The sequence below is a fragment of the Asaia sp. Ae19-3 genome, from assembly GCF_059801175.1.
Genome location: NZ_JBCHWF010000001.1, coordinates 190,760 through 216,804, shown reverse-complemented (window position 1 = coordinate 216,804; position 26,045 = coordinate 190,760). Strand labels below are relative to the sequence as shown.

20 protein-coding genes are annotated in these 26,045 nt (G+C 60.8%); 8 read left to right on the top strand and 12 right to left on the bottom strand.

The window, feature by feature from the left end:
- Window positions 1-83 precede the first annotated feature (83 nt).
- Window positions 84-1,631 carry an adenosine deaminase family protein gene (locus AAID99_RS00865; protein ID WP_229719464.1) on the top strand — a complete coding sequence of 516 codons (1,548 nt, stop codon included), beginning with the start codon at window positions 84-86 and terminating at the stop codon, window positions 1,629-1,631.
- 8 nt (window positions 1,632-1,639) lie between these two features.
- On the top strand, window positions 1,640-2,746 hold the full coding sequence (locus AAID99_RS00860; RefSeq protein ID WP_371869804.1) for a purine nucleoside permease: 1,107 nt from the start codon (window positions 1,640-1,642) through the stop codon (window positions 2,744-2,746).
- Window positions 2,747-2,812: 66 nt separating this feature from the next.
- On the opposite strand, the gene AAID99_RS00855 is transcribed toward AAID99_RS00860, so the two are convergent.
- The gene (locus tag AAID99_RS00855; RefSeq protein ID WP_498492791.1) at window positions 2,813-3,619 is read right to left on the bottom strand and encodes a helix-turn-helix transcriptional regulator; all 807 of its coding nucleotides are present in this window, start codon (window positions 3,617-3,619) and stop codon (window positions 2,813-2,815) included.
- An 89-nt stretch (window positions 3,620-3,708) separates the two neighbouring features.
- On the opposite strand from AAID99_RS00855, the gene AAID99_RS00850 reads away from it, so the two are divergent.
- A complete protein-coding gene (locus AAID99_RS00850) occupies window positions 3,709-4,470 on the top strand; it encodes a class I SAM-dependent methyltransferase (protein ID WP_498492789.1) in 762 nt (253 codons plus the stop codon).
- Between the two features lie 270 nt (window positions 4,471-4,740).
- On the opposite strand, the gene AAID99_RS00845 is transcribed toward AAID99_RS00850, so the two are convergent.
- The 4 genes from AAID99_RS00845 to AAID99_RS00830 are packed head-to-tail and all read right to left on the bottom strand — an operon-like array spanning window position 4,741 to window position 8,574.
- A complete protein-coding gene (locus AAID99_RS00845) occupies window positions 4,741-5,202 on the bottom strand; it encodes a free L-methionine (R)-S-oxide reductase MsrC (RefSeq protein ID WP_188424710.1) in 462 nt (153 codons plus the stop codon).
- Between the two features lie 12 nt (window positions 5,203-5,214).
- Window positions 5,215-5,985, bottom strand: coding sequence for a sulfite exporter TauE/SafE family protein (locus tag AAID99_RS00840; RefSeq protein ID WP_188424708.1), 771 nt, complete (start codon window positions 5,983-5,985; stop codon window positions 5,215-5,217).
- 9 nt (window positions 5,986-5,994) lie between these two features.
- Window positions 5,995-7,596 (bottom strand): bifunctional protein tyrosine phosphatase family protein/NAD(P)/FAD-dependent oxidoreductase, encoded by a 1,602-nt coding sequence (locus AAID99_RS00835; RefSeq protein WP_498492786.1) that lies wholly within the window; start codon window positions 7,594-7,596, stop codon window positions 5,995-5,997.
- Between the two features lie 51 nt (window positions 7,597-7,647).
- Window positions 7,648-8,574 (bottom strand): MBL fold metallo-hydrolase, encoded by a 927-nt coding sequence (locus tag AAID99_RS00830; RefSeq protein ID WP_188424704.1) that lies wholly within the window; start codon window positions 8,572-8,574, stop codon window positions 7,648-7,650.
- A gap of 113 nt (window positions 8,575-8,687) precedes the next feature.
- Here AAID99_RS00830 and AAID99_RS00825 point away from each other — a divergent pair, with 113 nt between their 5' ends.
- Together AAID99_RS00825 and AAID99_RS00820 are read left to right on the top strand one after the other, a co-directional pair.
- Window positions 8,688-9,323, top strand: a complete 636-nt coding sequence (locus AAID99_RS00825) for a peroxiredoxin (RefSeq protein ID WP_498492784.1) — start codon at window positions 8,688-8,690, stop codon at window positions 9,321-9,323.
- A complete protein-coding gene (locus tag AAID99_RS00820) occupies window positions 9,320-9,685 on the top strand; it encodes an ArsR/SmtB family transcription factor (RefSeq protein WP_188424700.1) in 366 nt (121 codons plus the stop codon). Before AAID99_RS00825 ends, AAID99_RS00820 begins: the two co-directional genes overlap by 4 nt.
- 197 nt (window positions 9,686-9,882) lie before the next feature.
- On the opposite strand, the gene cysC is transcribed toward AAID99_RS00820, so the two are convergent.
- The 4 genes from cysC to cysG form a co-directional block, all read right to left on the bottom strand.
- Window positions 9,883-11,763: an adenylyl-sulfate kinase gene (gene cysC / locus AAID99_RS00815; RefSeq protein WP_498492782.1), complete on the bottom strand. Its 1,881-nt coding sequence runs from the start codon at window positions 11,761-11,763 to the stop codon at window positions 9,883-9,885.
- Between the two features lie 3 nt (window positions 11,764-11,766).
- Entirely contained in the window at window positions 11,767-12,561 is a 795-nt protein-coding gene (gene cysD, locus AAID99_RS00810) for a sulfate adenylyltransferase subunit CysD (RefSeq protein WP_188425364.1), read from the bottom strand.
- Window positions 12,562-12,596: 35 nt separating this feature from the next.
- On the bottom strand, window positions 12,597-13,280 hold the full coding sequence (locus tag AAID99_RS00805) for a phosphoadenylyl-sulfate reductase (protein WP_188425363.1): 684 nt from the start codon (window positions 13,278-13,280) through the stop codon (window positions 12,597-12,599).
- Between the two features lie 94 nt (window positions 13,281-13,374).
- Complete coding sequence (gene cysG, locus AAID99_RS00800) at window positions 13,375-14,778, bottom strand: siroheme synthase CysG (RefSeq protein ID WP_371869803.1); 1,404 nt, start codon at window positions 14,776-14,778, stop codon at window positions 13,375-13,377.
- A 162-nt stretch (window positions 14,779-14,940) separates the two neighbouring features.
- Between cysG and AAID99_RS00795 the strand changes: the two genes are divergently transcribed.
- Together AAID99_RS00795 and AAID99_RS00790 are read left to right on the top strand one after the other, a co-directional pair.
- On the top strand, window positions 14,941-15,708 hold the full coding sequence (locus tag AAID99_RS00795; RefSeq protein WP_498492780.1) for an SDR family oxidoreductase: 768 nt from the start codon (window positions 14,941-14,943) through the stop codon (window positions 15,706-15,708).
- 141 nt (window positions 15,709-15,849) lie between these two features.
- Entirely contained in the window at window positions 15,850-19,404 is a 3,555-nt protein-coding gene (locus tag AAID99_RS00790; RefSeq protein ID WP_498492778.1) for a PAS domain-containing protein, read from the top strand.
- 124 nt (window positions 19,405-19,528) lie between these two features.
- On the opposite strand, the gene AAID99_RS00785 is transcribed toward AAID99_RS00790, so the two are convergent.
- From AAID99_RS00785 to AAID99_RS00775, 3 genes are all read right to left on the bottom strand, one after another.
- Window positions 19,529-21,967: a mechanosensitive ion channel family protein gene (locus AAID99_RS00785; RefSeq protein WP_498492776.1), complete on the bottom strand. Its 2,439-nt coding sequence runs from the start codon at window positions 21,965-21,967 to the stop codon at window positions 19,529-19,531.
- A 208-nt stretch (window positions 21,968-22,175) separates the two neighbouring features.
- Complete coding sequence (gene hemA / locus AAID99_RS00780) at window positions 22,176-23,396, bottom strand: 5-aminolevulinate synthase (protein ID WP_188424683.1); 1,221 nt, start codon at window positions 23,394-23,396, stop codon at window positions 22,176-22,178.
- 143 nt (window positions 23,397-23,539) lie between these two features.
- Entirely contained in the window at window positions 23,540-24,307 is a 768-nt protein-coding gene (locus AAID99_RS00775) for an EAL domain-containing protein (protein ID WP_188424682.1), read from the bottom strand.
- A gap of 442 nt (window positions 24,308-24,749) precedes the next feature.
- Here AAID99_RS00775 and AAID99_RS00770 point away from each other — a divergent pair, with 442 nt between their 5' ends.
- Window positions 24,750-26,018 carry an MFS transporter gene (locus AAID99_RS00770; protein WP_188424680.1) on the top strand — a complete coding sequence of 423 codons (1,269 nt, stop codon included), beginning with the start codon at window positions 24,750-24,752 and terminating at the stop codon, window positions 26,016-26,018.
- The last annotated feature ends 27 nt before the right edge of the window (window positions 26,019-26,045 follow it).

Here is a 26,045-nt window from a genome sequence, read left to right as displayed (position 1 = left end):
ACCCGCCACGGCATGGTTCGTCAACCCGTTGCGGCGCAAACAGGAAATACTTGTAAAAAGCATCCATATCCCCGCAGGGATGCTTGCAAAAGCGACCGGGTTTCGTCACGTTCCGCGACATGGTGCCCCGCTTTTTACCCGCTCTTCTCGTCGCTTTCCCGATCCTGTCTGCCCAGGCCGAAACGCCCGAGGCTCAGGCGACCGCGCGCGTTTTCGATCATATCCGCAGCGATCCGACACGCCTGACCCTGTTCATGCGCAGCTTCCCGAAAGGGGGCGATCTGCATAACCATCTTGCAGGCGCCATACCGGCAGAGAGCTTTCTGGACTGGGCCAGCGAAGATGGTCTGTGCGCGTCATTGTCGCAGGGGCGCATCCTTCCGACCAAATGCCGCCTAGCCACACCGGGCGATATTCCGGCAGCCCAACTCAAGGCGCATGACGAGGCTCGCGCCGTCATGATCGATTCCCTGTCGATGCATGACTTCGTGCCTTCCGCCACAGATCGCTCCGGACACGATCACTTTTTCTCGACTTTCGGACGCTTCGCACCGGTTCTCGCAACCCATCAGGGGGCCATGCTGGCGCAGGCGCGCGACCAGGCCGCCGCCGATCATGTTGTCTATCTCGAGCTCATGATCTCCCCAGGACTGGGCGCCATGGTGAAGGCTGGAGACCAGCATCCGCTGCGTGATCTCGACCTCGCGGCGGCTCACGAAGCGCTTGCAGAAGAACGCCCCCGTCTTGTCGCAGAAGCCCGCCACGACACGGACGAGATGGAGCATGACGCGCGCGACATCATGCAATGCGACACCCCCGCCGCCCATCCGGGCTGCGCCGTGACCGTGCGCTATCTGTTTCAGGCCATACGCACCATGACGCCTGCGCAGGTCTTTACCCAGCTCGATGCGGGCTATCAGCTCGCCCATGACGACAAGCGTTTCGTCGGGCTGAATTTCGTGGCCCCCGAAGACAATGCTGTCGCCATGGCGGATTACAGCCTGCATATGCAGATGTTCGCCAAGCTTGGCGCGCTCTATCCCGATGTGCGGTTGAGCCTGCATGCGGGCGAGCTCACCCCCGCCCTTGTCCCGGCGAGCGGGCTGCAAAGCCATATACGCGACGCGGTCGAGATTGCGGGGGCAGAGCGTATTGGCCACGGCGTCGATATCCTTTGGGAGAAAGACCCCATCCGCCTGCTCAATGAAATGGCCGAGCGACGCGTCGCGGTGGAAATCAACCTGACGAGCAATGCTGAAATTCTGGATGTGAGCGGCAGCGCGCATCCCCTCAACCTCTACCGCCGCGCCCATGTGCCTGTCGTGCTCTCGACCGATGATGAGGGCGTATCACGCAGCAATCTGACACTCGACTATCTCAGGGCCCTCTCGACGACGAGTCTGAGCTATGCCGATCTCAAGACCCTGTCTCGCAACAGCCTGACCTATGCCTTCATTCCCGGCACCAGCCTGTGGGACGGTGATCATATCACCACGCTCTGCAAGGCCCCCCAGAGCTTTGCCTGCGCCGATTTCCTCAGGAAAAGCGAAAAGGCCCGTCTGCAGCTTCAGCTCGAGCAGAATTTCGCGACTTTCGAAAACACGATCAGCCACGCCCCCCTCTTCCAGTGAAGTCTCCCATGATGAAACGCCTTCTCGCCCTCACCGCGCTCTCTTTCACCGGCGCGGCCGTTTCTGCTCCAGCCCTCGTTCTGGCAGCCGAAACCGCCCCGGCCACAGCGAAGATTCCGGTGCGTGTGGTGGTCGTGACGACCTTCGAAATAGGCAAGGATACAGGCGACACACCGGGCGAATATCAGAACTGGATCGAGAAATTTCCGCTCGCCCAGACCCTGCCTGCACCCGGCACCGATCATGGCGTCATGCATTACAACCCCGATCTGCAGGTTCTGGCTATCGCCAGCGGTGAAGGGCCTGAGCATATGGCCTCTGCCATGACTGCGCTCATTCTCGACCCGCGTTTCGATCTGCGTCACAGCTATTTCGTGCTTGCGGGTATTGCCGGCATCGATCCCAATTTCGGCACGATCGGCGCGGCCGTCTGGGCACCGCGCGTCATCAATGGTGGCCTCGCCCATCTGGTCGACCCGCGTGAAATCCCCAGGGACTGGCCCGACGGCTTCACCCCCGTTCAGGGCAGCCGCCCGGACGAGACGCCCCGCCCACCGCTTCACTCGCTCTCGGGCGACATGACGTACACCCTCAACCCCGGCCTGACCCAATGGGCCTTCGACCTCACGAAGGCAATCTCCCTGCCCGACAGCGACGGCATGAAGCAGAGCCGGGCCCGCTATCACGGCTATGCTCCTGCCCAGAAGCCACCCTCGGTCATGATGGGTGACACCATCTCGGGGGAAACCTTCTGGGTCGGCAAACTCATGAATCGCTGGGCCGAACGCTGGGTGCGCTACTGGACCGATAATCAGGGCGTCATGGCCACGACTGCCGAAGAAGATGTTGCCTTCTGTCAGGCGCTCGCCCTTCAGGCCAAAGCCGGTCGCGTCGATCCCGAGCGCGCCCTCGTGCTTCGCACGTCGAGCAATTTCGACATGCCGCCACCGGGCCAGACCGCAGCCCAGCTTCTTGCCGATGAAGCCAATGAAAAGGGCTATTCGGCCTTCATTCCATCAGTCAACGCGGCCTATCAGGTTGGCAGCGTAGTGGTGCGCGAACTCGCCTCGCATTGGGATCGGTATGAGAACACGATCCCCACTACCGGCAAATAAGGCGCTTGAGGGGGACTGCCTCGCAGAAAGCCTGTCGCCCCTCGTTAACCCGTGACGGAGCAAGTTCTAGCCTGACTGGCTGCGAAAACGGGCCGGAGAGCAGCCGAGCAATCGCGTGAAAGCCTTGGCAAACGCGCTCTGGGACGCATAGCCGCTCTCGGCAGCTACCCGCGTCACGCTTTCTCCCTGGGCCAGTGACGTAGCAGCGTGAAAAAGCCGGGCCTGGGTGATCCATTGCTGCCAGTTCATACCGGTCTCCTTGTCGAAATACCGTCGAAAGCTCCGCTCAGACATCCCCGCTTCACGCATCACCATGGCCAGGCTGGCGGCACCGGGGTCCAGCAGGGCGGCGTCCATACCGCGCTGAAGCGAAGGATGCCGTGCTTTTGGCAACACGAAGTCCTGCTGTCCGGCTGCCTGGATCGCCTCCTGCAGCAGCAGGACGAGTGTCTGCAAAAAGCTCTTTGTCAATGGTTCGCGATCACCGACACCCTCTGACCAGCGGAGGGCGTAAAACAGCATTTCCTGAATCAGCGGCGATACCGGAAAAGCTCGAATGGACCGGCAACCTGTCTCCACCTCCTCGGGGGCAAGAAAGAGCGAAACACCATCCAGATTACGGATCATCGTGCGGTGACGCATCTGCGCGGGAATCCACAAGGCGTGTCCCGCCGGAAGAAGATGGCGGCCCGCCTCCCCCTCAACCTGCGTCGTCCCTTTTCTGGCAAACAGGATCTGATGTGTGGGGTGCGCGTGCCAGGCATAGAACAGGGCCTCGCTCGCTTCCTTTCGCGCCAGCCCGACAGCTCGCACCTGATCGAGATGGTTCTCTTTCAGGACAGCCTGTGTTTCCTCGACAGTCAGGATCTTCATCTGGCCGATATCCGCCTTTTTTTGACCGCACCGCGTCAGACGGCCAGCCTCTCCCCTCCTATCCTGCCTGAAACAGGAAAGGAATGAGGATGTCGACCTCGCATGACACCAGAATCGTCGAGCAATTCACGCGCTGGGCGGCCAACTTCGCTGCCCTGCCTCTCCATGCCGAGGCCACGAGCATGGCACAGACCCTCGCTGCCTGCGATGTCAGTCCCGGGATGCGCGTGCTTGATGTCGCCTGCGGTCCGGGCATCGTCTCATGCGCTCTGGCGGCACAAGGCGCAGATGTGACGGGTCTCGACCTGACCCCAGCCATGATCGATCAGGCGCGCCAGCTGGCCGCGCAGCGCGGGCTCTCCATGACTTTCGACTGCGGCAATGCTTTTGATCTGCCCTTTGAAGAAGGGGCGTTCGACAGGGTCGTCACACGCTACAGTTTTCATCACATGCAGAATCCGCAGGCTTGTCTGATCGAGATGGCGCGCGTTTGCCGCCCCGATGGGCGCCTCATTGTCATTGACGCCACCCCCGACCCGGCATGTCAGCAGGGCTATGATCAGGCTGAGAAACTGCGAGACCCGTCCCACACCTCTGCCCTGACACAGGCGCAGCTTCTGGACCTCGGCGCAAAGGCGGGGCTTGTCCCGATCCTGACCCACGCCTATCGCCTGGAATCGCGACTCAACGATCAGGTTGCCCCTGAAGATTGCGCCAGCCTTGAGGCCCTTTTCGCCGATGACATCGCCAGCGGCACAGATCGCCTCGGCATGGGGGCCTTTCACACCGATGACGGCATAGGATTCTTCTTTCCTATCTCGATCATCGTCTGGCGCAAAAACAGGGCCTGATGGTCCCCCCTCTTTATGTGAGGGTACGGCAGCCTTGCGCAGGCGCAATAATAGCGCGCGGCTCTATCCCGCGTGTGAGAAAGCGACCGGCCATTGCAGATCGGTCTGCCTCGACAGGGCAGGCCCGACCCGGCGTGAGCTTACCGATCAATCCGGGCTCTCGGCTGGTCCTGAGCAAGCAGGATGTAACAGAACGGGAGTGGTATAATACCGCTCCCACCTGGAGATCTGGCGCCGCCGGACGCCAGCTCCCTGCTTAAGCGTGCAGCTTCAGGCGTTGAGGAGAAGACCCACCAGCTTTGTCAGCATGGCTTCTTCCTCAGGGCCAAAACGGGCGGGGTCGGGGCTGTCGATATCGAGCACGCCGAGGAGTTCACCGTCACGGATCAGGGGAAGGACGATTTCGGAGGCAGAGGCCGCATCGCAGGCGATATGGCCCGGAAAGCTGTGCACATCGTCTATACGCTGGGTGCGACGCTCAGCAGCTGCGGTGCCACATACGCCACGCCCTATCGCAATACGGGTGCACGCGACGCGCCCCTGAAAGGGACCAAGCACCAGTTCGCCTTCCTTGTGCAGATAGAAACCGGCCCAGTTGATGCGCGGCAACGCCTCGAACAGCACTGCAGAGATATTGGCCATATTCGCGATGAGATCGCGTTCGGCGGCAACAAGGCCTTCAACGGCAGAAAGGATATCGTCCTGGGTCAGTTTCTGGTCAGGGGCGCTCATGGGGTTTCACTTTCAGAAGTTCCGAAAGACGATATACCCCGCCACGACGAAAATGAGACCCGCAAAAACCAGTTTCAACGTGGCCCCTGAGCCTTTGCCCAGTCTGCGCGCCAGAGACGTGCCAGCCAGCGAGCCGATGATCCCCCCTGCGATGAACCATCCGGCGAGCGGCCAGTCGACAAGGCCTGACAGCGCATAGCTGATGGCTGTCGTGACGCCAAAAGCGGCAACCGCGACCAGAGAAGTCCCGACCGCATTGAGCACCGGCATATGCGTGGCCGCCATGAGGGCGGGTACGATCAGAAATCCGCCACCAATGCCGAAAAAACCGGATAATCCGCCTGTGCCAAGGCCGAACAGCCCTACCTTCCAGACATTATCGCGATTGCAGGCCGCCCCTGGAATGCCCTCGTCGTGACGTCCCCTGATCATGGCCACGCCAACCAGAACCATGAGGACAGCAAAGAGCAACAGCAGACGCTGCCCATCGACGGCCTTGCCAAGCTGTGCCCCGAGCGCGGCACCCAGCATACCGGCTGGGGCGAAGAACCCCGCGCAGCGCCATTTGACGGTATGTTCCTTCGCGTGGCTCACCAGACCGGCCAGCGCATTCACCGCCACAGCGAAGGCACTCGTGCCAATGGCGATATGCGGGTTGCGCACCCCTACCGCGTAAATCAGGAGCGGTACGGCGAGGATGGAGCCACCCCCGCCAATCAGGCCCAGAACCAGCCCGACAAGGCTGCCTGACGCAAGGGCAGGCAGAAAAGGGGTCGCAACCATGAGTGTGGATCAGCCTTCGTGCTTCTTGGCAGGACGCACAAACAGCTCACGACCGCGCAGCATGAAATCCCAGTAAAGGCGCGGCATGATCTTTTCTTTGAGGAACCAGGCCAGGCGCGTGGGCTTCTTGCCGTCCAGTATCCAGCCCGGCAGGGTAGGCAGCAGCTTGCCGCCATAGCCGAACTCGGCGAGCACGATCTTGCCGCGCTCGACCGTCAGCGGGCAGCCACCATAGCCGTCATAGGCATAATCGAGCTTGCGGCCCGAAAGCTGTGCAATAAGGTTTTCGACCACGACTGGCGCCTGCTTGCGAGCGGCGGCTGCCGTCTTGGCATTGCTCGTGCCCGCCACATCGCCCACCGCGAAAACATTCGGGAAGACAGTGTGCTGCATCGTATCGGGATGGACGGAGACAAAACCATCCTGACCGACCAGAGGAGAAGATTTGATGACATCGGGCGCGGTCTGGGGCGGGACCACATGCAGCATATCGAATTTGCGCTCGACGCGCTCTGTGCCCTTGTCGGTCGTGCGCTCGAAAGTCGCGATCTTTTTCTCGCCATCGACCGCGACGAGACGCGATTTGAGCGTCAGGTCGATGCTGTAGCCCTTGATGTAATTCATAAGAGCAGGCACGAAATCAGCCACGCCAAACAGGCTGGGCGTTGCCGTGTCGAAGGCGACCTGAACGCGACCCAGCACGCCTTTGCGACGCCACGCATCGCAGGCCAGATACATCGCCTTCTGAGGTGCGCCAGCGCATTTGATGGGCATGGGTGGCTGGGTAAAGAGCGCCGTACCTTCTTCGAGCTTGCTCACCAACTCCCAGGTGTAAGGAGCCAGATCGTAGCGGTAGTTCGACGTGACGCCATTCTTGCCCAGCGTCTCGGTCAGGCCGGGAATGGCCGCCCAGTCAAGCTTGATGCCGGTTGCGACGATCATCGCGTCATAAAGGATCTCGCTGCCATCGCCGAGTTCGACGCGGTTCTGCTCGGGCTTGAAGCCTGTCACGGCCTGACGGATCCAGTTTGCCCGTGCCGGAATCAGCCCCACTTCAGAGCGCTGCGTGTCTCTTGCCGTGAACACGCCGCCACCGACCAGCGTCCAGCCAGGCTGATAATAATGCTCGGTCGAAGGTTCGATGACGGCCACCAGCAGTTCGGGCCGCCTGCGCAGCAGGCTTGCCGCGCAGGCGAGACCACCCGCGCCGCCGCCTACCACCACGACATCGAAACGCTGGCTCTTCGGTGCGGGCTCTTCCGTCTGCGCCGAAGCCAGTTCGAACAGATCGGATGCGCGACGGCCCGAACGGCAATAGGCCAGAACCTTGCCCGTATTATCCGGCCCGATCATCTCGGCCAGGGTGCGACGCATGACCGTCACGCTGTGCGCATCGGGCGTGGCGCCCATGCGGACAGGAATATAGGCAAAGGCCAGGCCGCATTTCTCGGCGGCGACACCGAGATCGGCAACGCTCGGCTGGTCTTTCTCTTCGCCATCAGGACGGGTCGAGATAATGGCGGTAAAGCCCTGCTCCTTGAGGGCGGGCAGATCCTCGACGCGGATCTGGGGCGATACGGCGAAATGCGCTGTAAGAAAACGAAGGGACATGAGCGTGCCTTTCTCTTGTCAGACTGTCTTGTTTGCCAGGGTCTTGAGCGTTCAGAGCGTGTCGAGCGGTATCTTGATGTAGCGCGTTCCGTTCTCTTCGGGTTCCGGCAGACGCCCGCCGCGCATATTGATCTGGACCGATGGCATGATGAGATTGGGCAGCGACAATGTCGCATCACGTTTCGTGCGCATCTCGACGAATTCGTCTTCACTCACCCCGTCATGCACATGCAGATTGCTCTCGCGCTGGGCACCGATCGTGGTTTCCCACGCATAGAAATCGCGCCCCGGTGCCTTGTAGTCGTGACAGAGAAAAAGTCGTGTTTCGGCAGGAAGCGACAACAGGCGCCGGATCGACCGATAAAGCTGCCTTGCGTCACCACCGGGAAAGTCGGCGCGCGCCGTGCCAAAATCGGGCATGAACAGCGTATCCCCAATGAACGCGGCATCACCGATAACGAAGGCCATATCGGCGGGCGTGTGCCCCGGCACATGCAGGGCCATGGCCTCGATTTCACCAATCATGAAACGATCACCATCCCTGAAAAGATGGTCGAACTGTGAGCCATCCCGCGCGAAACGCGTACCTGCGTTGAAGATCTTGCCAAAGACCTCCTGCACACGGGTAATCTCGGCACCAATGGCCAGCTTGCCGCCCAGCTGCTCCTGCAACCAGGGCGCCGCTGAGAGGTGATCGGCGTGGGCATGGGTCTCCAGCTGCCAGACGATCGTCAGATTTTCATTTTTAATGAAATCGAGAACAGCCTGTGCGCTCTCGCAGGACGTGCGACCAGAAGCAGGATCGTAATTGAGCACGCTGTCGATAATGGCAGCTTCTCTGGTTTTGGGATCATACACCACGTGTGACGCTGTATAGGTCGGCTCATCAAAGAAGCTTTTGATGACCGGCCGGGGCAGCGCGCCCTCATGCGTCTCTTTTACAAGCTGCGTCGCATGGGCGATGTGCACGTCATTCATGGTGCCACTCCTGGTTATCTCATATTTCATGAATATGATATTTCGTAGTTTGTGTAACTATGATAGGTGATGGCGTCAAGAAACGCTTTCTTAAAGATAGGTGAGGATATTTCGTGCAGGACGCGTCGCCCAGCTTGCCCCCTCAACTCGGATCGAAAGCCCCCAATTTTCGTGCTCGCACCACGCAGGGCATGATGACTCTGGGCGATTATCGCGGACGCTGGATCGTGCTTTTTTCTCATCCGGCCGATTTCACTCCCGTCTGCACGAGTGAGTTCGTGGCTTTCGCTCAGGCACAGGGCGATTTCGACGCGCTCGGCTGCCAGTTGCTTGGGCTTTCGGTCGATAGCCTGCCCTCGCATCTGGCATGGCTCGATGCGATCAGAAGAGAACTGAAGGTCACGATCGGGTTCCCCGTCATTGAAGACCCTTCAATGACCATTGCCCGTGCCTATGGCATGCTCGACCAGACCGCAGAAAACAGCAGCACGGTCCGCTCGACCTTCATTATCGACCCGGAGGGTATCGTTCAGACCATTCTGACATACCCGCTTTCGGTAGGACGCTCGGTGAGTGAGATACTGCGCACGCTCAAGGCCCTGCAGCACACCGCGAAGGGCGGCGTTCTGACCCCTGAAGGCTGGCAGCCGGGCCAGGCCGTTTTTGACCCGGCATCCCTGACCACCGAAAGCGTGTCCGAGCAGAATTCACCCTTGTGGTTCTATCGCCTGAGGGAGGATGAGGCATGACCCCCGAAGCCAGAGAAAGCCTTGCCCCTCTGCTCGAGCGCCTGCGCCTCTATAATCAGGTTCAGCGCCTGCTGATCCTCTCCTGTCTCTGCGAGGGGCCCCGTTCGGTTTCCGAGATCGAACGGGGAACAGCGATCGGCCAACCGGCCCTGTCACAGCAACTTGGCGAATTGAGACGCGCAGGCATGATCGCTGCCAGACGCGAATCCCGCGAAGTCACCTATGATTTTGCGACACCCACTGAAAAACTGAGGGCGGAGACGATCCTCTCCCTGCTCCTCACTCACCCGGAACCACGACAGCACCCAGCTCCGTCCGCCGGACATGTTGGCGCCCAGTTCGCATCCATTCTGGACGACTGAGCCCACCGAAGGGTGCCTCGTTGATCGCCCTGAAGACTGTTGTGAGAAAGCAGGGCCATTCAGGGATCGGCCAGATACGGTCCTGCCCCTTTGGCGGTTCATATGCCGAAGGGAAATAATACGCCCTCAACAGGCCCTGAAGAAAAATTCGGACAGGTTCCGATACGACGAATTATCGCACCGCAACCCGACAGAAATTAGCGTGTCACCACGCCCTGAACGAAGTTACGGAAAACGAGTACCGTGCCATTGAGTTCGTCTTCGGTCGCCAGGCGAAGTGCTGGCGCATCAGGCGCTTCGTAAGGCGCAGAAACACCCGTGAATTCCGGGATTTTTCCTGCCCGTGCCGCCGCATAAAGCCCCTTGGGGTCACGCTGCTCGCATAGTTCGAGAGCCGCATCCACATGAACTTCATGGAAGCCCTGCCCGATGATCTGCGCTGCCTGAGCGCGATCTTCAGCCAGAGGCGACACCAGCGCCACGATCACCACCTGACCGCTTTCGGCCAGAATGCGCGCGACATGCGCGGCGCGACGGATGTTCTCGCGACGATCTTCCGGCGAGAAGCCGAGATCGCTGCACAGACCCGCCCGTAGCGTATCGCCATCGAGAACCGTTGTGCGCAGCCCCTGAGCCACAAGTTCGGCCTCGGCAGCCCGCGCGATGGTGCTCTTGCCCGAACCGGGCAAGCCGGTTAGCCAGAACACAGCCCCTTCATGACCATGCAACGCACGACGCTCGCCTGCACTCACCTTGCTTGCCGTAGGATGGATGGCGTGCGTGCCATCCGGCAGTTCAGCCGCGCCAAGCAGCGGCGCACCACCGACAATACGCTGGAAGCGATCGACCAGAACACCACGACCATCGCTGTAACCCGGTGAGAACGGGTCGAACAGAATGGCATGGGACGTTGCCAGCGTGATTTCGGCAAAGCCGTCCGGCGGCACCTCGTCTGCCGCTGACAGCGTCAGATCATCAAGGTTCACCACGGCGTCGATCGAGGCCACAGTGACGTCATGCTCAGCGGTTGCCAGTCGCAGGGTAAAGCTCTCACCCACGCGCAAAGGCTCGCCGCGCAGCCAGAACAGACGCGTGCGGATGCGGGCCGCACGGATCGGAGCGTTTCCGGTCTCATGGGCCGGGAAAAGCAGATCGCCGCGATCCGGCACCAGATCGGGCTCCAGACGCAGGGCAATCGATTCACCTGCCCCGGCTACCGGATTTGCCGGGGCATGCCAGCGGCAGATTTCGGCGACAGTTGCCTGCTGCCCCTGCGAGCCGATCATGATGCGATCGCCAGCGCGGATCACACCGCGCTCGATACGCCCGGCAACATAGCGCACATCGTCGAAGCGATAGACGTCCTGCACCGGCATACGGAAATCCAGCGCAAGGCGTGACGCGGGCGCCGGGACGGCTGCCAGAGCCTCAACCAGGGTCGGGCCCGTGTACCAAGGCGCACGCTCGGAGCGGCTGGCAATATTATCGCCATCGCGTGCCGAAGCGGGAACAAAAGCCTCGACCGTGATTTCGAGACGACCGAGCAGATCGCGCACATCGATCTCGGCCTGGGCGATCTTCGCCTGATCGAAATCGAGCAGATCCGACTTGTTCAGCAACACGATGACGTGGCGAATACCGATCAGGCGCAGCAGCATGGCGTGACGACGCGTCTGCTCCTGCGCGCCCTCGAGCGCATCGACCACCAGCACGGCGGCCTCGGCATCGGCAGCACCCGTAATCATGTTACGCAGGAACTGACGGTGGCCCGGCGCATCGACAATCACGAATTCACGCCCGCCCAGATGGAACGGAATACGCGTGGAATCGACAGTCACACCCTGATCGCGTTCGATCTGAAGGGAGTCGAGCAGGAAGCTCCATTCAACAGCGAGACCGCGCTTGCGGCTGCTCTCGACAATCTGCGCGAGCTTGCCATCCTGCAGGCTGTCTGTGTCGTAAAGCAGACGCCCGATCAGCGTGGACTTGCCGTGATCGACATGGCCGACAATGACGATCGGCGTGGCGGCGGCCCGCAGCGAGGCGGGAAGGTCGTTGGTGGTCATGGTATCGCCCATAGCTCAGAGATAGCCCGCAACGCGCAGACGCTCGAAAGCGTCTTCGGATTCATGGTCCATGGCGCGACCGGCGCGCTCGGAGGTCTTGCTGTTTTCCAGCTCGGCAATGACTTCGGCCAGGGTCGAGGCATTGCTGTCGATCGGGCTCGTGATGTCCTGATCGCCAAGCGACCGGTAGCGCTTGCCGTTCTTGGCAAAATACAGATCGACCAGCGGAATGTTCTCGCGCTCGATATAACGCCAGATATCGATCTCACGCCAGGAAAGCAGCGGATGCACACGAATATGCATGCCGTCTTCATAAGGCGTCGCATACTGGTCCCAGAATTCGGGAGGCTGGTTGCGTACGTCCCAGCGATGACCCGCACCGCGAGGACTGAACACACGCTCCTTGGCGCGCGTTGCCTGCTCGTCGCGGCGGATGCCGGCAATCACGCCGCGCAGCTTGTGCTTTTCGATCAGACTCGCCAGACCGGCCGTCTTGCGGGCGGCAGAACGCGCTGCGGGCGGCAGGGAGGGATCAATTTCCTCAACCGGCGGGCAATCGCCCAGCATCAGGTCGAGATTCCATTTCTTCGTGTATTCCTCACGAAAGGCGTACATCTCGGGAAATTTCTTGCCGGTATCGACATGCATGACCGGAAAGGGAACGCGGCCCATAAAGGCCTTGCGTGCCAGCCAGACCATGACATTGCTGTCCTTGCCCAGAGACCAGAGCAGCGAAAGCGGACGAAGCTTGCGATAGGCTTCACGCAGCACGAAAATGCTCTGCGCCTCGAGCTGATCGAGATCGTCCATGACGCGGGGGGACGCCAAACTCATGTTATGCTCCGTTATCGCGCAGGCAGGTGAATGCCGCATTCGGTTTTGGTCTGACCGGCCCAGCGACCGGCTCTCGGGTCTTCGCCTTCCGCCACGGCACGCGTGCATGGAGCACAGCCGATGGAACGAAAGCCGAGGGCGGTCAAAGGATGGCGAGGCAGCGCACGACGGGTCATTTCCGCCTCGATCCGCTCGCCAGTCCAGGCAGCCAGAGGGTTGATCTTGGCACGCCCGTCATCAAGCGGCTCGAATACCGGCATGGCGGCGCGGGTCGCAGCCTGTCCGCGTTTGCGTCCGGTAATCCACGCATCGAAGTCGTTTAAAGCCGCGTCCATCGGCTCGACCTTGCGCAGGGCGCAGCAGGCGTCGGGGTCGAAATCGGCCAGCATGTCCTGAGGGTCACGGTCATGCAGCGCCTTGTCGCTCGGCCCGACCGAACGCAAATTGGTCAGGCCCAGAAACCCCGCAAGCTTATCACGATAGGCCAGCGTTTCGGGAAAATGACGGCGCGTTTCCAAAAAAAAGACCGGAAAATCGGCGTCAATCTCGGCAATCATGGCCAGCAGCAGGGCAGATTCGGCACCGAAAGACGAGACGAGCGCAACGCGCCCGTGAAGCAGTTCCATGGCATGTGCCAGCAGCCTGTCTTCAGGGGTCTTTTCGAGGATCTGCCGTTCTGTCTGGGTCAGGGCCATGACTGAATAAATCCACATCAATTGATCGCTTATTGCGACAATATGCCCGACATAATGGCTCAGACTGCGTCGTGCAATGGGTAATCTACGAACTTCACGTTTCTTGATGGTGAATTATGCGGCGGTGATTGACCACCTCACCCACCAGGGTCAAGGCAGGACTGACAACCTGTCGTTCGATCACCAACGCAGGCAGGGTGGCCAATGTTGCGACATGCACGCGCTGGTCATGCCTTGTGCCATGCTCGATGACCGCCGCAGGCCAGTCGGGCGGCAGGCCATGAGCCATCAACTGAGCGCAGAGATCGGCCATGGGCGCAAGTCCCATATAGATGGCAAGCGTCTGACCTTTTTTCGCAAGGCTCGCCCAGTCGAGATTGAGCGTGCCGTCCGCGCGCGCATGACCTGTCACGAAAACGCAGCTCTGGGCGCAGTCGCGATGAGTCAGAGGAATACCCGCTGCGGCTCCGCAGCCACTGGCCGCCGTGATGCCAGGTATGACGCGAACGGTTACGCCCGCATCGACCAGCGCCTCCATTTCCTCACCACCACGACCGAAAATGAAGGGATCGCCCCCCTTCAGGCGCAGCACACGCTCGCCTGCTTTGGCGCGCCGGATCAGCTCTTCATTGATGCCATCCTGTGGCAGACTGTGCTTGCTGCGTTTCTTGCCGACGAAAACACGCTCGGCATCGCGGCGTACGCGATCCATGATCGCAGGCGGAATAAGCTGATCGTACAGGACGGAATCGGCGTTTGACATCAGACGCAATGCCGCCAGCGTCAGCAGATCCGGGTCGCCGGGACCGGCCCCCACAAGCCACACCTCGCCCTGCCGGGGCACGCCGTTGAGTGCGTCCTCGAGGCTGCGCCGTGCGGCCTCGTCCTCACCACGCAACGCCTGCTCGGCACCGGGACCATCGACAAAGTTCTCCCAGGCGCGACGACGGATGAGCGTGTCGGGCTGGGCCTGTTTGATCCAGTTACGCTGGGCCTGCATGAAACGGGAAAGACGAGACAGCCCCTCGGGCAGAAGCGCCTCGATCTGCATCCGCAGCCGACGCGCCAGAACCGGCGCCGCGCCATTGGTCGATATCGCAATCTGGACCGGCGTCCGGTCGATGATGGCAGGGGTTATGAAGGTCGAGGGATCAGGATCATCAACCACGCAGATCGCCACGCGCCATTCTCTTGCCGCAGCGGCAATGGCCCGATTGAGCGCAAAATCATCGGTCGCGGCAAAAACCAGCCGCATCTCCGGCAGGAGCGCTGGCAAGGCCTCCAGAGTGATGGAATCACCAAGATGGGTCACCCGTCCAGATGCGACAGCCTGTGCGATCTCGGGGTCATCCACCCTTCCCAGAACCGCGATGTCAGAGCATCGGCCCAGCAGAAGGCGCAGCTTGTTGGCGGCCACCTGCCCGCCCCCGATCACGAGTGCGCGTGCATCGTCCAGACGCATGGCAATGGGGAGATAGGTCGCTTCCTTGGTCATCATCCCTGTATGGCGTGCGCTCGGACAATCGCCAAGATGCCGGGGCGGCAACAAAACGACGTGGTGCCCTGTCTTGTAAGAAACCACACGAAAATGTCGGCTGGGCAGGTTCGGCAAGCCTGTTAGCATACCCACAAGATGAGCCCCGACCTGAAGGAATTCGCGATGTCCGACCCTGTTCTGTTTTCCCTCAAGGGTCGACGCGCCCTGATTACCGGCGCCTCACGCGGGATCGGCTTTACCCTGGCGCAGGGGCTGGGCAGTTTTGGCGCCGAGATCATTCTCAACGGGCGCAAGGCTGACGCGCTGGACACCGCCCGCGCCAAGCTCGAGCAGGAAGGAATCGCAACACGGGGCGCCGTGTTCGACGTGACCGATCAGGATCAGGTCATTGCCGGTATCGAAGCGGTCGAAAAGGAAGGGCCAATCGATATCCTGATCAATAACGCAGGTATCCAGTTCCGCGCGCCGCTCGACCAGTTTCCGCGCAATGAATGGGACCGCCTGATCTCGACCAATCTCAGCTCGGTCTTTTTCGTTGCCCAGGCTGTCTCGCGTCACATGATTGCCCGCAATCGTGGCAAAATCATCAATATCTGCTCGGTCCAGAGCGAACTCGCCCGTCCCGGCATCGCCCCCTATACGGCCACAAAAGGCGCGGTGAAGATGCTGACCAAAGGGATGGCAACAGACTGGGCCCGCCACGGCCTTCAGATCAACGGTCTTGCACCGGGGTATTTCGAAACCGAGATGAATGCAGCGCTGGTTGCCGATGAGAAATTCTCGTCCTGGCTCTGTCAGCGCACTCCTGCCGCGCGCTGGGGCAAGGCAGAAGAGCTGGTTGGCGCGGCGGTTTTCCTGTCATCGGATGCTTCCAGCTTCGTCAACGGCCATATACTGACAGTTGACGGTGGATTGACGGCGTCAATCTGAGCCGTCCTTAATTCCGTGTTTACGTATTGATGCTTCTGACGCTATGACTCGTCTTGGTTGAGCGGGCCCGTCGGCATTCCTTCCGAAGACGCCCTCCCTCCCCCTGAATGCCGGGGTGCCTGAAAGCGGGGGGCGATCATCATGATGCTTATGGAGCACGCAGGGGCAGACCCGTCGAGCAGTGACGGCGGGCTCCACCATCATGCCCTCCAGCCTCTGCGCGAGGCCTTTCCCGATATCTGTTTCTCGCTTCTCCGGATTGGTGAGGGGCAACCTGTCCATGTCGATCCGAACCGGCATGGCTATCCCGATCTTGCGTTCTGGCAGGAGCATGACTGGGCGCGCAATACCCCCTCAGAGGGCGTGCAGTCCTTTTCCGGCTGGTCCTTTTATCCTTTTGGCGTCCCGGTTTCGGGAGCGATCGCCATCAATACCCGACGCTCACAGATGGAGCGCCGTCATGATCGCACGATCCACGCCCATGCGCTGCTGCTCGGCGCCCTTTATGGGGGGGACCATGCCCCCCCTGCCCGGACAGACACCACCGTGCAGACACACCCCGCCTCGCATGTTGAAAAGAGCCCCTTGGCACAGCTGGGCTTCTTTCTGTGGAGTGCCGAGACCGGCAAGCTTACCGGCGATCCGCGCATGGCCTCTCTTTGCGGTCTGTCCCGCGAGGCATTGCGGCTGGGTGTGACCTGGCCTGATTTCATTGCCTGCATTCATGAGGATGATCGCCCACCCCCTCATCTGTCACCGGTCGAATGGCTTTTCAGCGCCCCGCAGGCGGGCGTGCGCCTGCGGGGCGCTGATAATGAGACGATCCGTGTCCATATCAGTGCACAACCCCATGGTCAGGATTGCACCGGCACGCTGATCGATATCGGCCATGATGACAGACTCGCCCTGAGAACAAGCCAGGCTTTCATCAATGCGATGCTGGTCAGTGCGAATGACTGCGTAAAAATTCTCGACCTCGATGGCGTCATTACCTTCGTCAATCATGGCGCCGTTCTCGTGCTCAATCTGTGTGCACCATCAGATATGATCGGCGTTTACTGGCCCGATGTCTGGCAGGAACGCGGTCGTGCTCTGGCGCTTGAGGTCATTGAGGCCGCGCGCGCCGGCCGAACCAGCCATTTTCAGGATTACGTCGAAACCGCCGACGGGCGAAAGCGGCTATGGGACGTCGTCGTAGCGCCCATTCTGGGGCCCGATGGCAAGCCCGAACGCATTCTGGGCATCTCGCGCGACATGACTCTCGCCAATCAGGAGCATGAACGCCTCGAACTCGCTCTCGCTGCAGGCACGATTGTCGGTATGTGGCTGTGGGACGCCAAGAGAAAGCTGGTGAGCGGCGATTTGCGTATGGCCGAAACACTCGGCCTGCCGCCTGACGAGCTGGCCGAAGGCGTCAGTTTCGAGCGCCTGCTTCAGCATGCCGCCCCGGAAAACAGACCTGATATCGAGGCAGCGCTCGACGTCGCCCTTCGCGAAAACAAGCAGTTTCGTTGTGAGTTCAGATTGCTCGATGACGGCACACGCCCTGCACGCTGGCTCGAGGCGAACGGCTCGTGCACCTATGATCCGCAGGGGGAGATCAGCAATTTCCCTGGTATCCTGCTTGATATCGACGGCCCCAAGCGGCAGACGCTCAAGCGCGAAGCCCTTGTCGTTTTTGGCGATGAACTACGCGCGCTTACCAGCGAGGCAGAGATTGTCGAACTGACGTCGCGCACGCTGGGCCTCACAATAGAGGCCGATCGCGCCGGGTTCGCCGATGTCGATCGGGAGCGCGAACTGGCGCATGTGACCGATAGCTGGCGACGGGATACCAGTTTCCCTGATGTTTCAGGGCTCTATGCGTTCCGGGCCTACGGCTCCTACATCGAATTGCTGAAACGCGGCGAATGCGTCGCCATCGACGATGTGCGCACCGACCCGCTGACCGCCGAACAGGCCGAGGCTTTCGCGCCCCTCAGGATCAGTGCGCTTCTCAATGTTCCGATCATGGAAAACGGGACGCTGCGTGCCGTAATCATCGTGCATTTCGCCCACCCCCATTGCTGGGACGAGATCACACTCTCATTCGTCAGAACCGTCGCTGACCGAAGCTGGGCAGCCATCAGACAGGTACGCGCTCAGGAAGCCCTGCGCCGCATGAACGAGACGCTTGAAGAGCAGGTTCTGCGTCGCACCCGTGAACGCGATCGTCTCTGGGCCATCAGCGCCGATCTGCTCGCCCTGACCGATCGTGACGGCAAGCTGCGCTATCTCAATCCCAGCTGGGAGCGTTGCTTCGGCCCCAAGGCGCTGAGCTGGATGGGAAGCAAGATCGAGCAGCTCGTGCATCCGGCCGATATGGCACGCGCTGCCGAAGCTCTCACCATGTTGCGCGCCGGGCAGCTCGAACACGGGATTGATCTGCGCTTTCTGCATCAGGATGGAGAATGGCACACATTCAACTGGTCCGGTTCCACCGAGGGTGACGACATCTATCTGATCGGGCGTGACGTCAATGACCGTATCGCGCTCGAAGACCAGCTGCGCCAGTCGCAGAAAATGGAAGCCGTTGGTCAGCTGACCGGCGGTCTCGCCCATGATTTCAATAATATTCTGGCTGGCATCGGCGGCGCCCTCGACCTGCTCGGCCGAAGACTGGAACAAGGGCGCACCGACGGTCTGGATCGCTATATCGTGGCCGCCAGAGGCGCGACCGATCGGGCCGCTGCCCTGACCCATCGTCTGCTTGCCTTCTCGCGCCGTCAGACGCTTGATCCACAGCCCGCCGATATCAATGCGCTCATTCTGGGCATGCAGGATCTGATCAGCGGCACGATCGGCCCCGGTGCCGTACTCGAACTGAAACTGGATCAGGCCATCGGCCCGGCTCTGGTCGATACGAACCAGCTTGAGAATGCCCTGCTCAATCTGGCGATCAATGCCAGAGACGCCATGCCAGACGGCGGCACACTGCGCATCGCGACCTCCTATGCAAAGCTCGGCATTCTCCAGGCAGAAGAATGGGGACTGCGCCCCGGCCGCTACCTCGTGCTCTCGGTCACGGATACCGGCGTGGGCATGAGCGCCGATGTCATGGCCCGAGCCTTCGACCCGTTTTTCACCACCAAGCCGATCGGCAAGGGAACGGGGCTTGGGCTAAGCATGATCTATGGTTTTGCCCGGCAATCAGGCGGTCGCGTCAGCATTGCCTCGACACCCAATTTCGGCACATCCGTGCATATCTGGCTTCCGAGCCATGCGACCACGCTTCCCGCAGTGGCCAAACAGCCGGAACACGCGCGTGGCGATGAGACTCTCCGTCACTTGCGGGTGCTGCTTGTCGATGATGAGGAAACGCTGCGATTCACCATGCGCGAGACGCTCGAAGACTGGGGGGCCATCGTTCAGGAAGCTGGCGATGGCACGGCGGCCCTTGCCCTGCTCAACGATCAGGAGCGCCTGTTCGATGTGCTGATTACCGATGTCGGGCTTCCAGGGGGACTCAATGGCCGCCAGCTTGCCGATGCCGCGCGTGTCCTGCGCCCCGGTCTGACGGTGCTGTTCATTACCGGCTATGCCGAGCAGGCACTCTTCAACCGACAGGAAACCGACGAAAAAATTAACATCCTGCCCAAGCCCTTTACCTCGGCGGTGCTTGAGGAAAAACTCCGAAGCGCCCTGCGCGACGCCTGAGCCTTCCCTTTCGCTGACGACAATCCAGATGCTTTTCAGCCTTGCTCGCCGTTTAAGGCACCAGCACAAGTCTCAATCTGTCTGGGGCCCCAGGGCTTTTCTCGTCTGACCAGAGGCGGCGCTATCAGGCGCCTGCCTCCTGCGTGTTCTGGCCCGGTGATCGCTCGGCCGTCTCTTCTTTCTGCGGCACGGGACCGAGCCCCTTCACCTCAACAAAGCGGGTCGGATAAGGCAGATGGATGCCATGCGCCTCGAAGGTCTTTTTCATGCGGCGATAGAACTCGCGCTGGACGGGCCACCGCCCCGCCGTCGTGGTCGGCAAGGTACCGCGCACGGTCACAGAGGTCTGGTTGAGCGCATCCACCCCCCACATCTGGAAATCATCAATGATGAGCGTACCGAAGCGCTCATCTGCACGCATCTCTGCTGTGATTTCATTGATGGCCGCCACAACGTCATCCGTGTCGGTCTCATAGCCCGTCTCGGCAATGATGATCGCTCTGGCAAAATCGCGATTGTAGTTGATGATCTGGCCGAGTGAACTGAAGGGAAAGATATTCATCGAGCCATCATTGGCGCGCACATGCACGGTACGCAGCGACAGATGCTCGACCACGCCATAGGTGCCATTGAGAGTAACGGCATCGCCAACCGTCAGGGCGTTTTCCATCAGAAGGAAAATGCCGTTGATGAAATCCTGCACCAGTTTCTGCGATCCGAAACCGAGCGCCACGCCGAAAATCGAGGCCCCTGCCAGAAGCGGTGCCACGTTCACACCGATTTCGCTCAGGATCGTCAGGCCGATGACAGCCACCAGCAGGACCAGCAACACAATACGGATCATCGGTTGCAGTGTCCGCACGCGGGCAAGACGGGCGGCCCCTCCCTCGAGCGCCCCGACCTTGCGGGCATAGCGCTCAAGCGTGAGGTTTGTCGCCTCCCATACGAGCACGCCAAGAAACAGCGCAATCAAAACAGTCATGGAAGACGAGATCAGCCTGTAGCCGAGCCCTCCGACGCCGAACAATGCCTTGACCGGAGCCCCCCAGGCGCTGGCGAGAGCCAGGACCGTCAGCACAACGATCACGACAGAGGTCACGCGCTGAGCCGGTGCATAATAGCGGCTGAAACGGGTCTGGGTATCCTCGCTGAGCGCCACCCAGCCCGGTGCGGTACGGAACACGCGCTCGAGCACGCCATAAAGGATGATGCTGACAAAGCGCATGAGAACCAGCGCTGCAGCACTGCGCAGAAAGAGCTTCCAGATCGCAGCATAGCCATGATGGATCTCGGCTGCCCAGACCAGCCAGAGCCCCATATCGAAGAACAACGCGACAACCCACCAGACGCGACCGAACAAATGGAGCGCATTAGCACCGATGCCGCGTCTGTCGCCCCGGTCACACAGACGCATGACGCGTGGGCGGCTGCGCATGATCATGACGGCAACCATCAGATGCAGCACTAACGTTACGATCTTGAGCAGGGCCTCGACAACACGATCCGGCAGGCCGCAATCATCGAGCGTCTCGAGGGCTGCTGCCGAGATGCCCGTGGTGATCACGAGCAGCCGCGTCCAGTCGAACAGAAAGACGGCAGCTGAGTCAGATAGCAGGGCAAGGCGCAGCCAAGGGCGCCTGGGCGCCAGAACAGTCCTGACGGCCACGATCAGCCCACCGGCGATCAGGGCCGTTATGCTGAGCGCACGCAGCAGCGCCGTGGTTGATTCATCGGCATCGGGGTCGATCACGATGATCAGCAGCGCAATGAACGGCACAACGAGCACAGGCAGGCTGTCGAGAATCAGGCAGAGCAGACTGTAGGGAAGACGTTTGAGCACCAGCATGAGGCGGGCCAGTGCCCCCTGATGACGCAAGCGCGACAGACGCTCCTTGTCCTGCCCTTCTTCCGACTCTCCGGTGGCTTCGGAAGGTGTCGAGGCGGCCTCACGCTCAACCGCTTCCTCAGCCGCCTGACGATCGTCCTCCCCCTTGATCAGGGCCGCGCGCCCCTTGATGCGGGCCATGGCCTCGATCCGTCCGCGAGGACCACGCAGGAGGAAACGCAGCGCATAGAACAGGCCCGTACTGACAAAAGCGAGCCCCAGCGCCCGAAGAAGAAGCTTCAGGGATTCCTTGCGATCGGCTTCGCTGTTGCGCATATGGCGCCACCAGGGGCCAATCGCACGGACATCGACAACCGTCCGCAACAGCGAATGTGCCTGCGCACTGGCAAGGCGGCTCCAGTCGGTCGCGCTGCCAAGTATCTCCGCGCCCAACCCGTCCGGCTTCAGTTTCGAGGGGCCATTCGCTCCCTGGGTTCCGCCCTGCTGCGCCTGGGTCAGATTCTGCAAGGTGGTGAGAAATTCCTTGCGTCTGGTCTCGTCATTGAGAACCGAGGCGAGTTGTCTGGCCTGTTCGGCGGTAATATGAGGCGCCGCCGTGGTCGCGGGCGCCGTCTGCGCCTGGGCAGAAGGCACCATACCGGCGAAGAGACCGGACATCAGAATCATGAGCGCCGCGAACAGGGCGCGGCACGATGGTGCTCGTGAAATGGGCAGCATCGGAGACTTCCTTGCGGGAGACAGATCGAAATGAAGGCCTTTGCCTATAACAGAGCAGGCAGGCCGGGCAATGCGCAGCGGCGCAAGGCCGCCCCCATCGACATGGCACCAGGCGGAACGCGGGCACCGCCGCGACCGTTGCAGCGCCAGCACTGTCGGGGTCTCAGGCGAGAGCAGGAGCGGGGGTGCAGGACACCCCCGATGCCACTCAGGCCGCTGCGGTCAGACGATGTTCACGCCATAGAACCGAAAGCGCCGATACGAGAGAGTCGATATCCTCGCGACTGTGCAGCGGGCCTGGCGTGATGCGCAGGCGCTCTGTTCCACGGGGGACGGTCGGATAATTGATCGGCTGAATGTAATGACCAAAGCGCTGCAGCAACGCGTCGGAAAGCGCCCGGCAGCGCGTGGCATCCCCCACCATGACCGGCACGATATGAGACGGATTAGCCAGATGGGGGATATTCGCGCGATCAAGGCTCTCGCGTAGCCAGGCGACGGCCTGACGGTGCGCCGAACGCTCGGCCTGACTCTGGCGCAGATGGCGGATGCTGGCGAGCGCGCCTGCGGCCACCATCGGCGGCAACGCCGTGGAGAAGATAAACCCTGAGGCAAAAGAGCGCACGAAATCGCAAAGTGCCGCTGTGCCGGTGATATACCCACCGACAACGCCGAAGCCCTTGCCGAGCGTCCCCTCGATGACCGAGAGCCGATGCGCTATGCCGCGCTCTTCGGCTACGCCACCACCCTGATGGCCATACAGGCCTACAGCATGGACCTCGTCGAGATAGGTCAGGGCGTTGTACCGGTCGGCCAGATCGCAGATCTCTTCGATAGGCGCGATATCGCCATCCATCGAATAGACCGACTCAAACGCCACGATCTTGGGTGTCTCCAGAGGAATCGCCTTCAGCTTTTCCTCGAGATCGGCCACGTCGTTATGGCGGAAGATCATTTTTTCCGCACGGGAATGGCGTATGCCTTCGATCATCGACGCATGGTTGGCAGCATCGGAAAGTACGACGCAGCCCTTGAGGCGGGCAGCAATTGTCCCGAGCGTCGCCCAGTTCGACAGATAGCCCGAGTTGAACAACAGCGCGGCTTCCTTGCCATGCAGCGAGGCAAGTTCGGCTTCGAGCGCCACGTGCTCATGATTGGTGCCGGAGATGTTGCGTGTGCCACCAGCCCCGGCGCCGCTGCGCTCGAGGCTCTCATGCATGGCCTTGAGCACGTCAGGATGCTGACCCATGCCGAGATAGTCGTTGGAGCACCAGACCGTGATGTCGCGTTTCAACCCATGATGATAGGCATGAGGAAACTGGCCTGCGTGACGCTCGAGCTCGGCGAAATGCCGATAGCTGCCATCTGCCTTGAGCCCATCAAGGGCTGTCTGGAAATACCGGTCATAGACCGCATCTGCCTGCGCCATCTCTTCTCCTTCTCTTCAGCACCTAGCGCAGAACAGGTTAAGTCGTTGCAGGGCAAGTTAAACTCACGTTATGGGCGCTCCCCTAGAGAGAGGACTGCACCCGACGCCAGACATGCCCTGCAATCAAGCCAGTGAGCCCTGCGTCAGGGACAGGGCAGTGCCTCACGAGACGCAATACGGTCAAGCTCGCGGCAATGTCCCCCCATTTCGTCAAACCCGGCGGAAAGCGCAAAGGCGAACTGCGCCGAAGAGGTGATCCGGCCCAGATGGGTCTTGAGACCCAGAGCATGCATTGCCTCGCAGCTTGCAGCGAAAAACCGCGTCGCCACCGGGTCGAGCCTGTCGGGAGGGGGATTGGAATCGAGGGGGCGCCACAACCCGGTGGGTGTCATGACGAGGGCGGCATCCATGCTGATGCCTGAAACAAGACCAGATGCGGCACGCTCTCGAAGCAGACTCAGACTGGAAGGATCCTGCCCGAAGCGGGTCACCCAGATTTCGACCCCCCAGTCAATGAGAATGGCAAGAGCCAGAGCCAGATCACGACTATCGGCAGCGAGACGCTGCTCATGAAGCGTGAGTCGCAACGCTTCGGGAGGGAACGCCGTCTCTGCGAAGATTTTCTGCAATGCCGAGACGAAATCATTGTCAGGTGCCATCGGGTCGGCGAGTGTCATGGTGATTGAGTGTGCCGTTTTTGCGGAGGTCACGAGTGGGGCCGTTTGTCGACAGATCTCATGCAGTCGCGTCAGATCCGTTTCGGCAACGCCTGAACCCTGAGGGCGCGGTCGCATCTCGCCCTGGCGTCTATGCCTGACAATGGCAGAAATATCAGGCTCTGCTTCCCATCCGATCTGATGAACGGCGTCGTCGCGCAGGCCGAAACGACTTATCCAGCGCGTTTCAGGCACCTGCAGGCGTGCCCTGGTTTTTGCCCCGGTGCGGATTCGACGAGAGCCGGAGGCATTTGGGCCTCGTGCGCCTTTTCCTGCCGCTCCCTTTGCAGGGGCAGGAAGGCCGCTGGGCAACGGAGCATGGTTTTCATGCGAGAAAGACACAGGCCCCACCCGATCGGCGTCCCGTTCGCCTGAACCCGGGACAAATCCGGACTGCCCCGTGTCATGCATCTGCTTTTCCCCATTATGGCACAGGGAAAGACGTTAACAGCAGACCTCTAACAAGCTGTTAACCATCACCAAACATGCTGTCCTGATCACCCGCAGCACACGCGCTCGTGAGATCAGGACTCGATTTTTCAGAAACGGCAATGCAGAATAGGGAGTGAAACGGTCCGCTATCTGACGCGCTTACGTCGCTCTCCCTTCGTTTTCCTTTCTGTTCAAGGACGAGACCATGTCGGCCTCCGCCCGCCCTTCGCCCCTGTCACATCTCCTTGCCTACCCGCCACTCGTCGCCCTCAAGCCCTATTGGCGCGTCACGATTGCGGCTTTCCTCGGCTGGTTTCTCGACGCTTTTGACCAGACGGCCCTGCTTCTGACACTGCCTGACATCTCTCATGATTTCGGAGTGACGATCAGCGCCATGGGGTCGGTCCTGCTGGCCCAGAGTCTTGGCCGGGCCATAGGCAATACGGGATGGGGCTGGCTGGCTGATCGCTACGGACGTCGGCTCGCCTTCCTTCTGGGGGTGCTCTGGTTTGGCGTGTTCTCGGCTGCGACCGGCTTTTCCAACGGCCTGATCAGCATGATTGTCATCCAGTTTCTGTTCGGTATCGGCTTTGGCGGCGAATGGACTGCTTCAGCTGCCCTGCTGATGGAGAGCGTGCCGGGCCGAAGCCGCGCCATGGCATCGGCCATCATGATGTCGGGCTATGAATTGGGCTTTCTCGCAGCAACCGCGGCACAGGCGATCATCCTGCCGCATTACTCGTGGCGCCTGCTTTTCTTCATCGGCCTCGCCCCTGCCTTGCTCGCTCTCTTTATCCGTATCGGCGTGCAGGAGAGCCCGGTCTGGAAACTGAAGCAGGAACAGCGTCTCAACGCCACCGAGGCTGCGCCTGCGGCAAAGGTGAAATTCGTCCTGACCATGGCGGCGGTACAGGCCATCGCCCTCATGTCGTTTCTGGAGTTCCAGAAAGCGGCGATCTACAGCCTGTACCCCACCATCCTGCGCAGTGTTCATCATCTGAGCCCGGCCATGGTCTTCTGGCCCATCGGTTGCTTCTGCATCGGTTCGCTTGTCGGCAAGCTCGGCTGCGGGGCGCTTGCCAGCCGTTTTGGCGATCTGCGCGTCATTATCGGCACATTGATCGTGGTCGTACTGACGATCTATCCATTCCTGAGCGCCAGTGCCTATCCGGTGCTGCTGATATCCGCCGTTATCATGGGGCTTGCGGCTTCAGGCGTTTTCGCTCTTGTGCCGCATTATCTGGCAAAGCGTTTTCCTTCAGATACGCGCAGCTTCGGCATGGGGCTGAGCTATGCCATCGGGTCGCTCGGGCAGGGCCTGGCGGGCAAGCTCGTGCCTGTCTGCGGGCGTTCGCTTGGCCTGCCTCTCTCGGCCCAGCTTTTCGTCATCGGATCGAGCGTCGTGGTTGGCGCAATCGCGTGGATCGAACCCAAGGAATTGCCCGGCGAGACGATGGAAATCGAGCACGACTGACATCAGAAGCCGTCGCCGAAAACAAAA

Bases quoted from the DNA above. Each gene is read 5' to 3' on its own strand.
- AAID99_RS00860 (WP_371869804.1), top strand. From the start codon at position 1,640: ATGATGAAACGCCTTCTCGCCCTCACCGCGCTCTCTTTCACCGGCGCG.
- AAID99_RS00855 (WP_498492791.1), bottom strand. From the start codon at position 3,619: ATGAAGATCCTGACTGTCGAGGAAACACAGGCTGTCCTGAAAGAGAAC.
- AAID99_RS00850 (WP_498492789.1), top strand. From the start codon at position 3,709: ATGTCGACCTCGCATGACACCAGAATCGTCGAGCAATTCACGCGCTGG.
- AAID99_RS00845 (WP_188424710.1), bottom strand. From the start codon at position 5,202: ATGAGCGCCCCTGACCAGAAACTGACCCAGGACGATATCCTTTCTGCC.
- AAID99_RS00840 (WP_188424708.1), bottom strand. From the start codon at position 5,985: ATGGTTGCGACCCCTTTTCTGCCTGCCCTTGCGTCAGGCAGCCTTGTC.
- AAID99_RS00835 (WP_498492786.1), bottom strand. From the start codon at position 7,596: ATGTCCCTTCGTTTTCTTACAGCGCATTTCGCCGTATCGCCCCAGATC.
- AAID99_RS00830 (WP_188424704.1), bottom strand. From the start codon at position 8,574: ATGAATGACGTGCACATCGCCCATGCGACGCAGCTTGTAAAAGAGACG.
- AAID99_RS00820 (WP_188424700.1), top strand. From the start codon at position 9,320: ATGACCCCCGAAGCCAGAGAAAGCCTTGCCCCTCTGCTCGAGCGCCTG.
- cysC (WP_498492782.1), bottom strand. From the start codon at position 11,763: ATGGGCGATACCATGACCACCAACGACCTTCCCGCCTCGCTGCGGGCC.
- cysD (WP_188425364.1), bottom strand. From the start codon at position 12,561: ATGGACGATCTCGATCAGCTCGAGGCGCAGAGCATTTTCGTGCTGCGT.
- AAID99_RS00805 (WP_188425363.1), bottom strand. From the start codon at position 13,280: ATGGCCCTGACCCAGACAGAACGGCAGATCCTCGAAAAGACCCCTGAA.
- cysG (WP_371869803.1), bottom strand. From the start codon at position 14,778: ATGATGACCAAGGAAGCGACCTATCTCCCCATTGCCATGCGTCTGGAC.
- AAID99_RS00795 (WP_498492780.1), top strand. From the start codon at position 14,941: ATGTCCGACCCTGTTCTGTTTTCCCTCAAGGGTCGACGCGCCCTGATT.
- AAID99_RS00790 (WP_498492778.1), top strand. From the start codon at position 15,850: ATGATGCTTATGGAGCACGCAGGGGCAGACCCGTCGAGCAGTGACGGC.
- AAID99_RS00785 (WP_498492776.1), bottom strand. From the start codon at position 21,967: ATGCTGCCCATTTCACGAGCACCATCGTGCCGCGCCCTGTTCGCGGCG.
- hemA (WP_188424683.1), bottom strand. From the start codon at position 23,396: ATGGCGCAGGCAGATGCGGTCTATGACCGGTATTTCCAGACAGCCCTT.
- AAID99_RS00770 (WP_188424680.1), top strand. From the start codon at position 24,750: ATGTCGGCCTCCGCCCGCCCTTCGCCCCTGTCACATCTCCTTGCCTAC.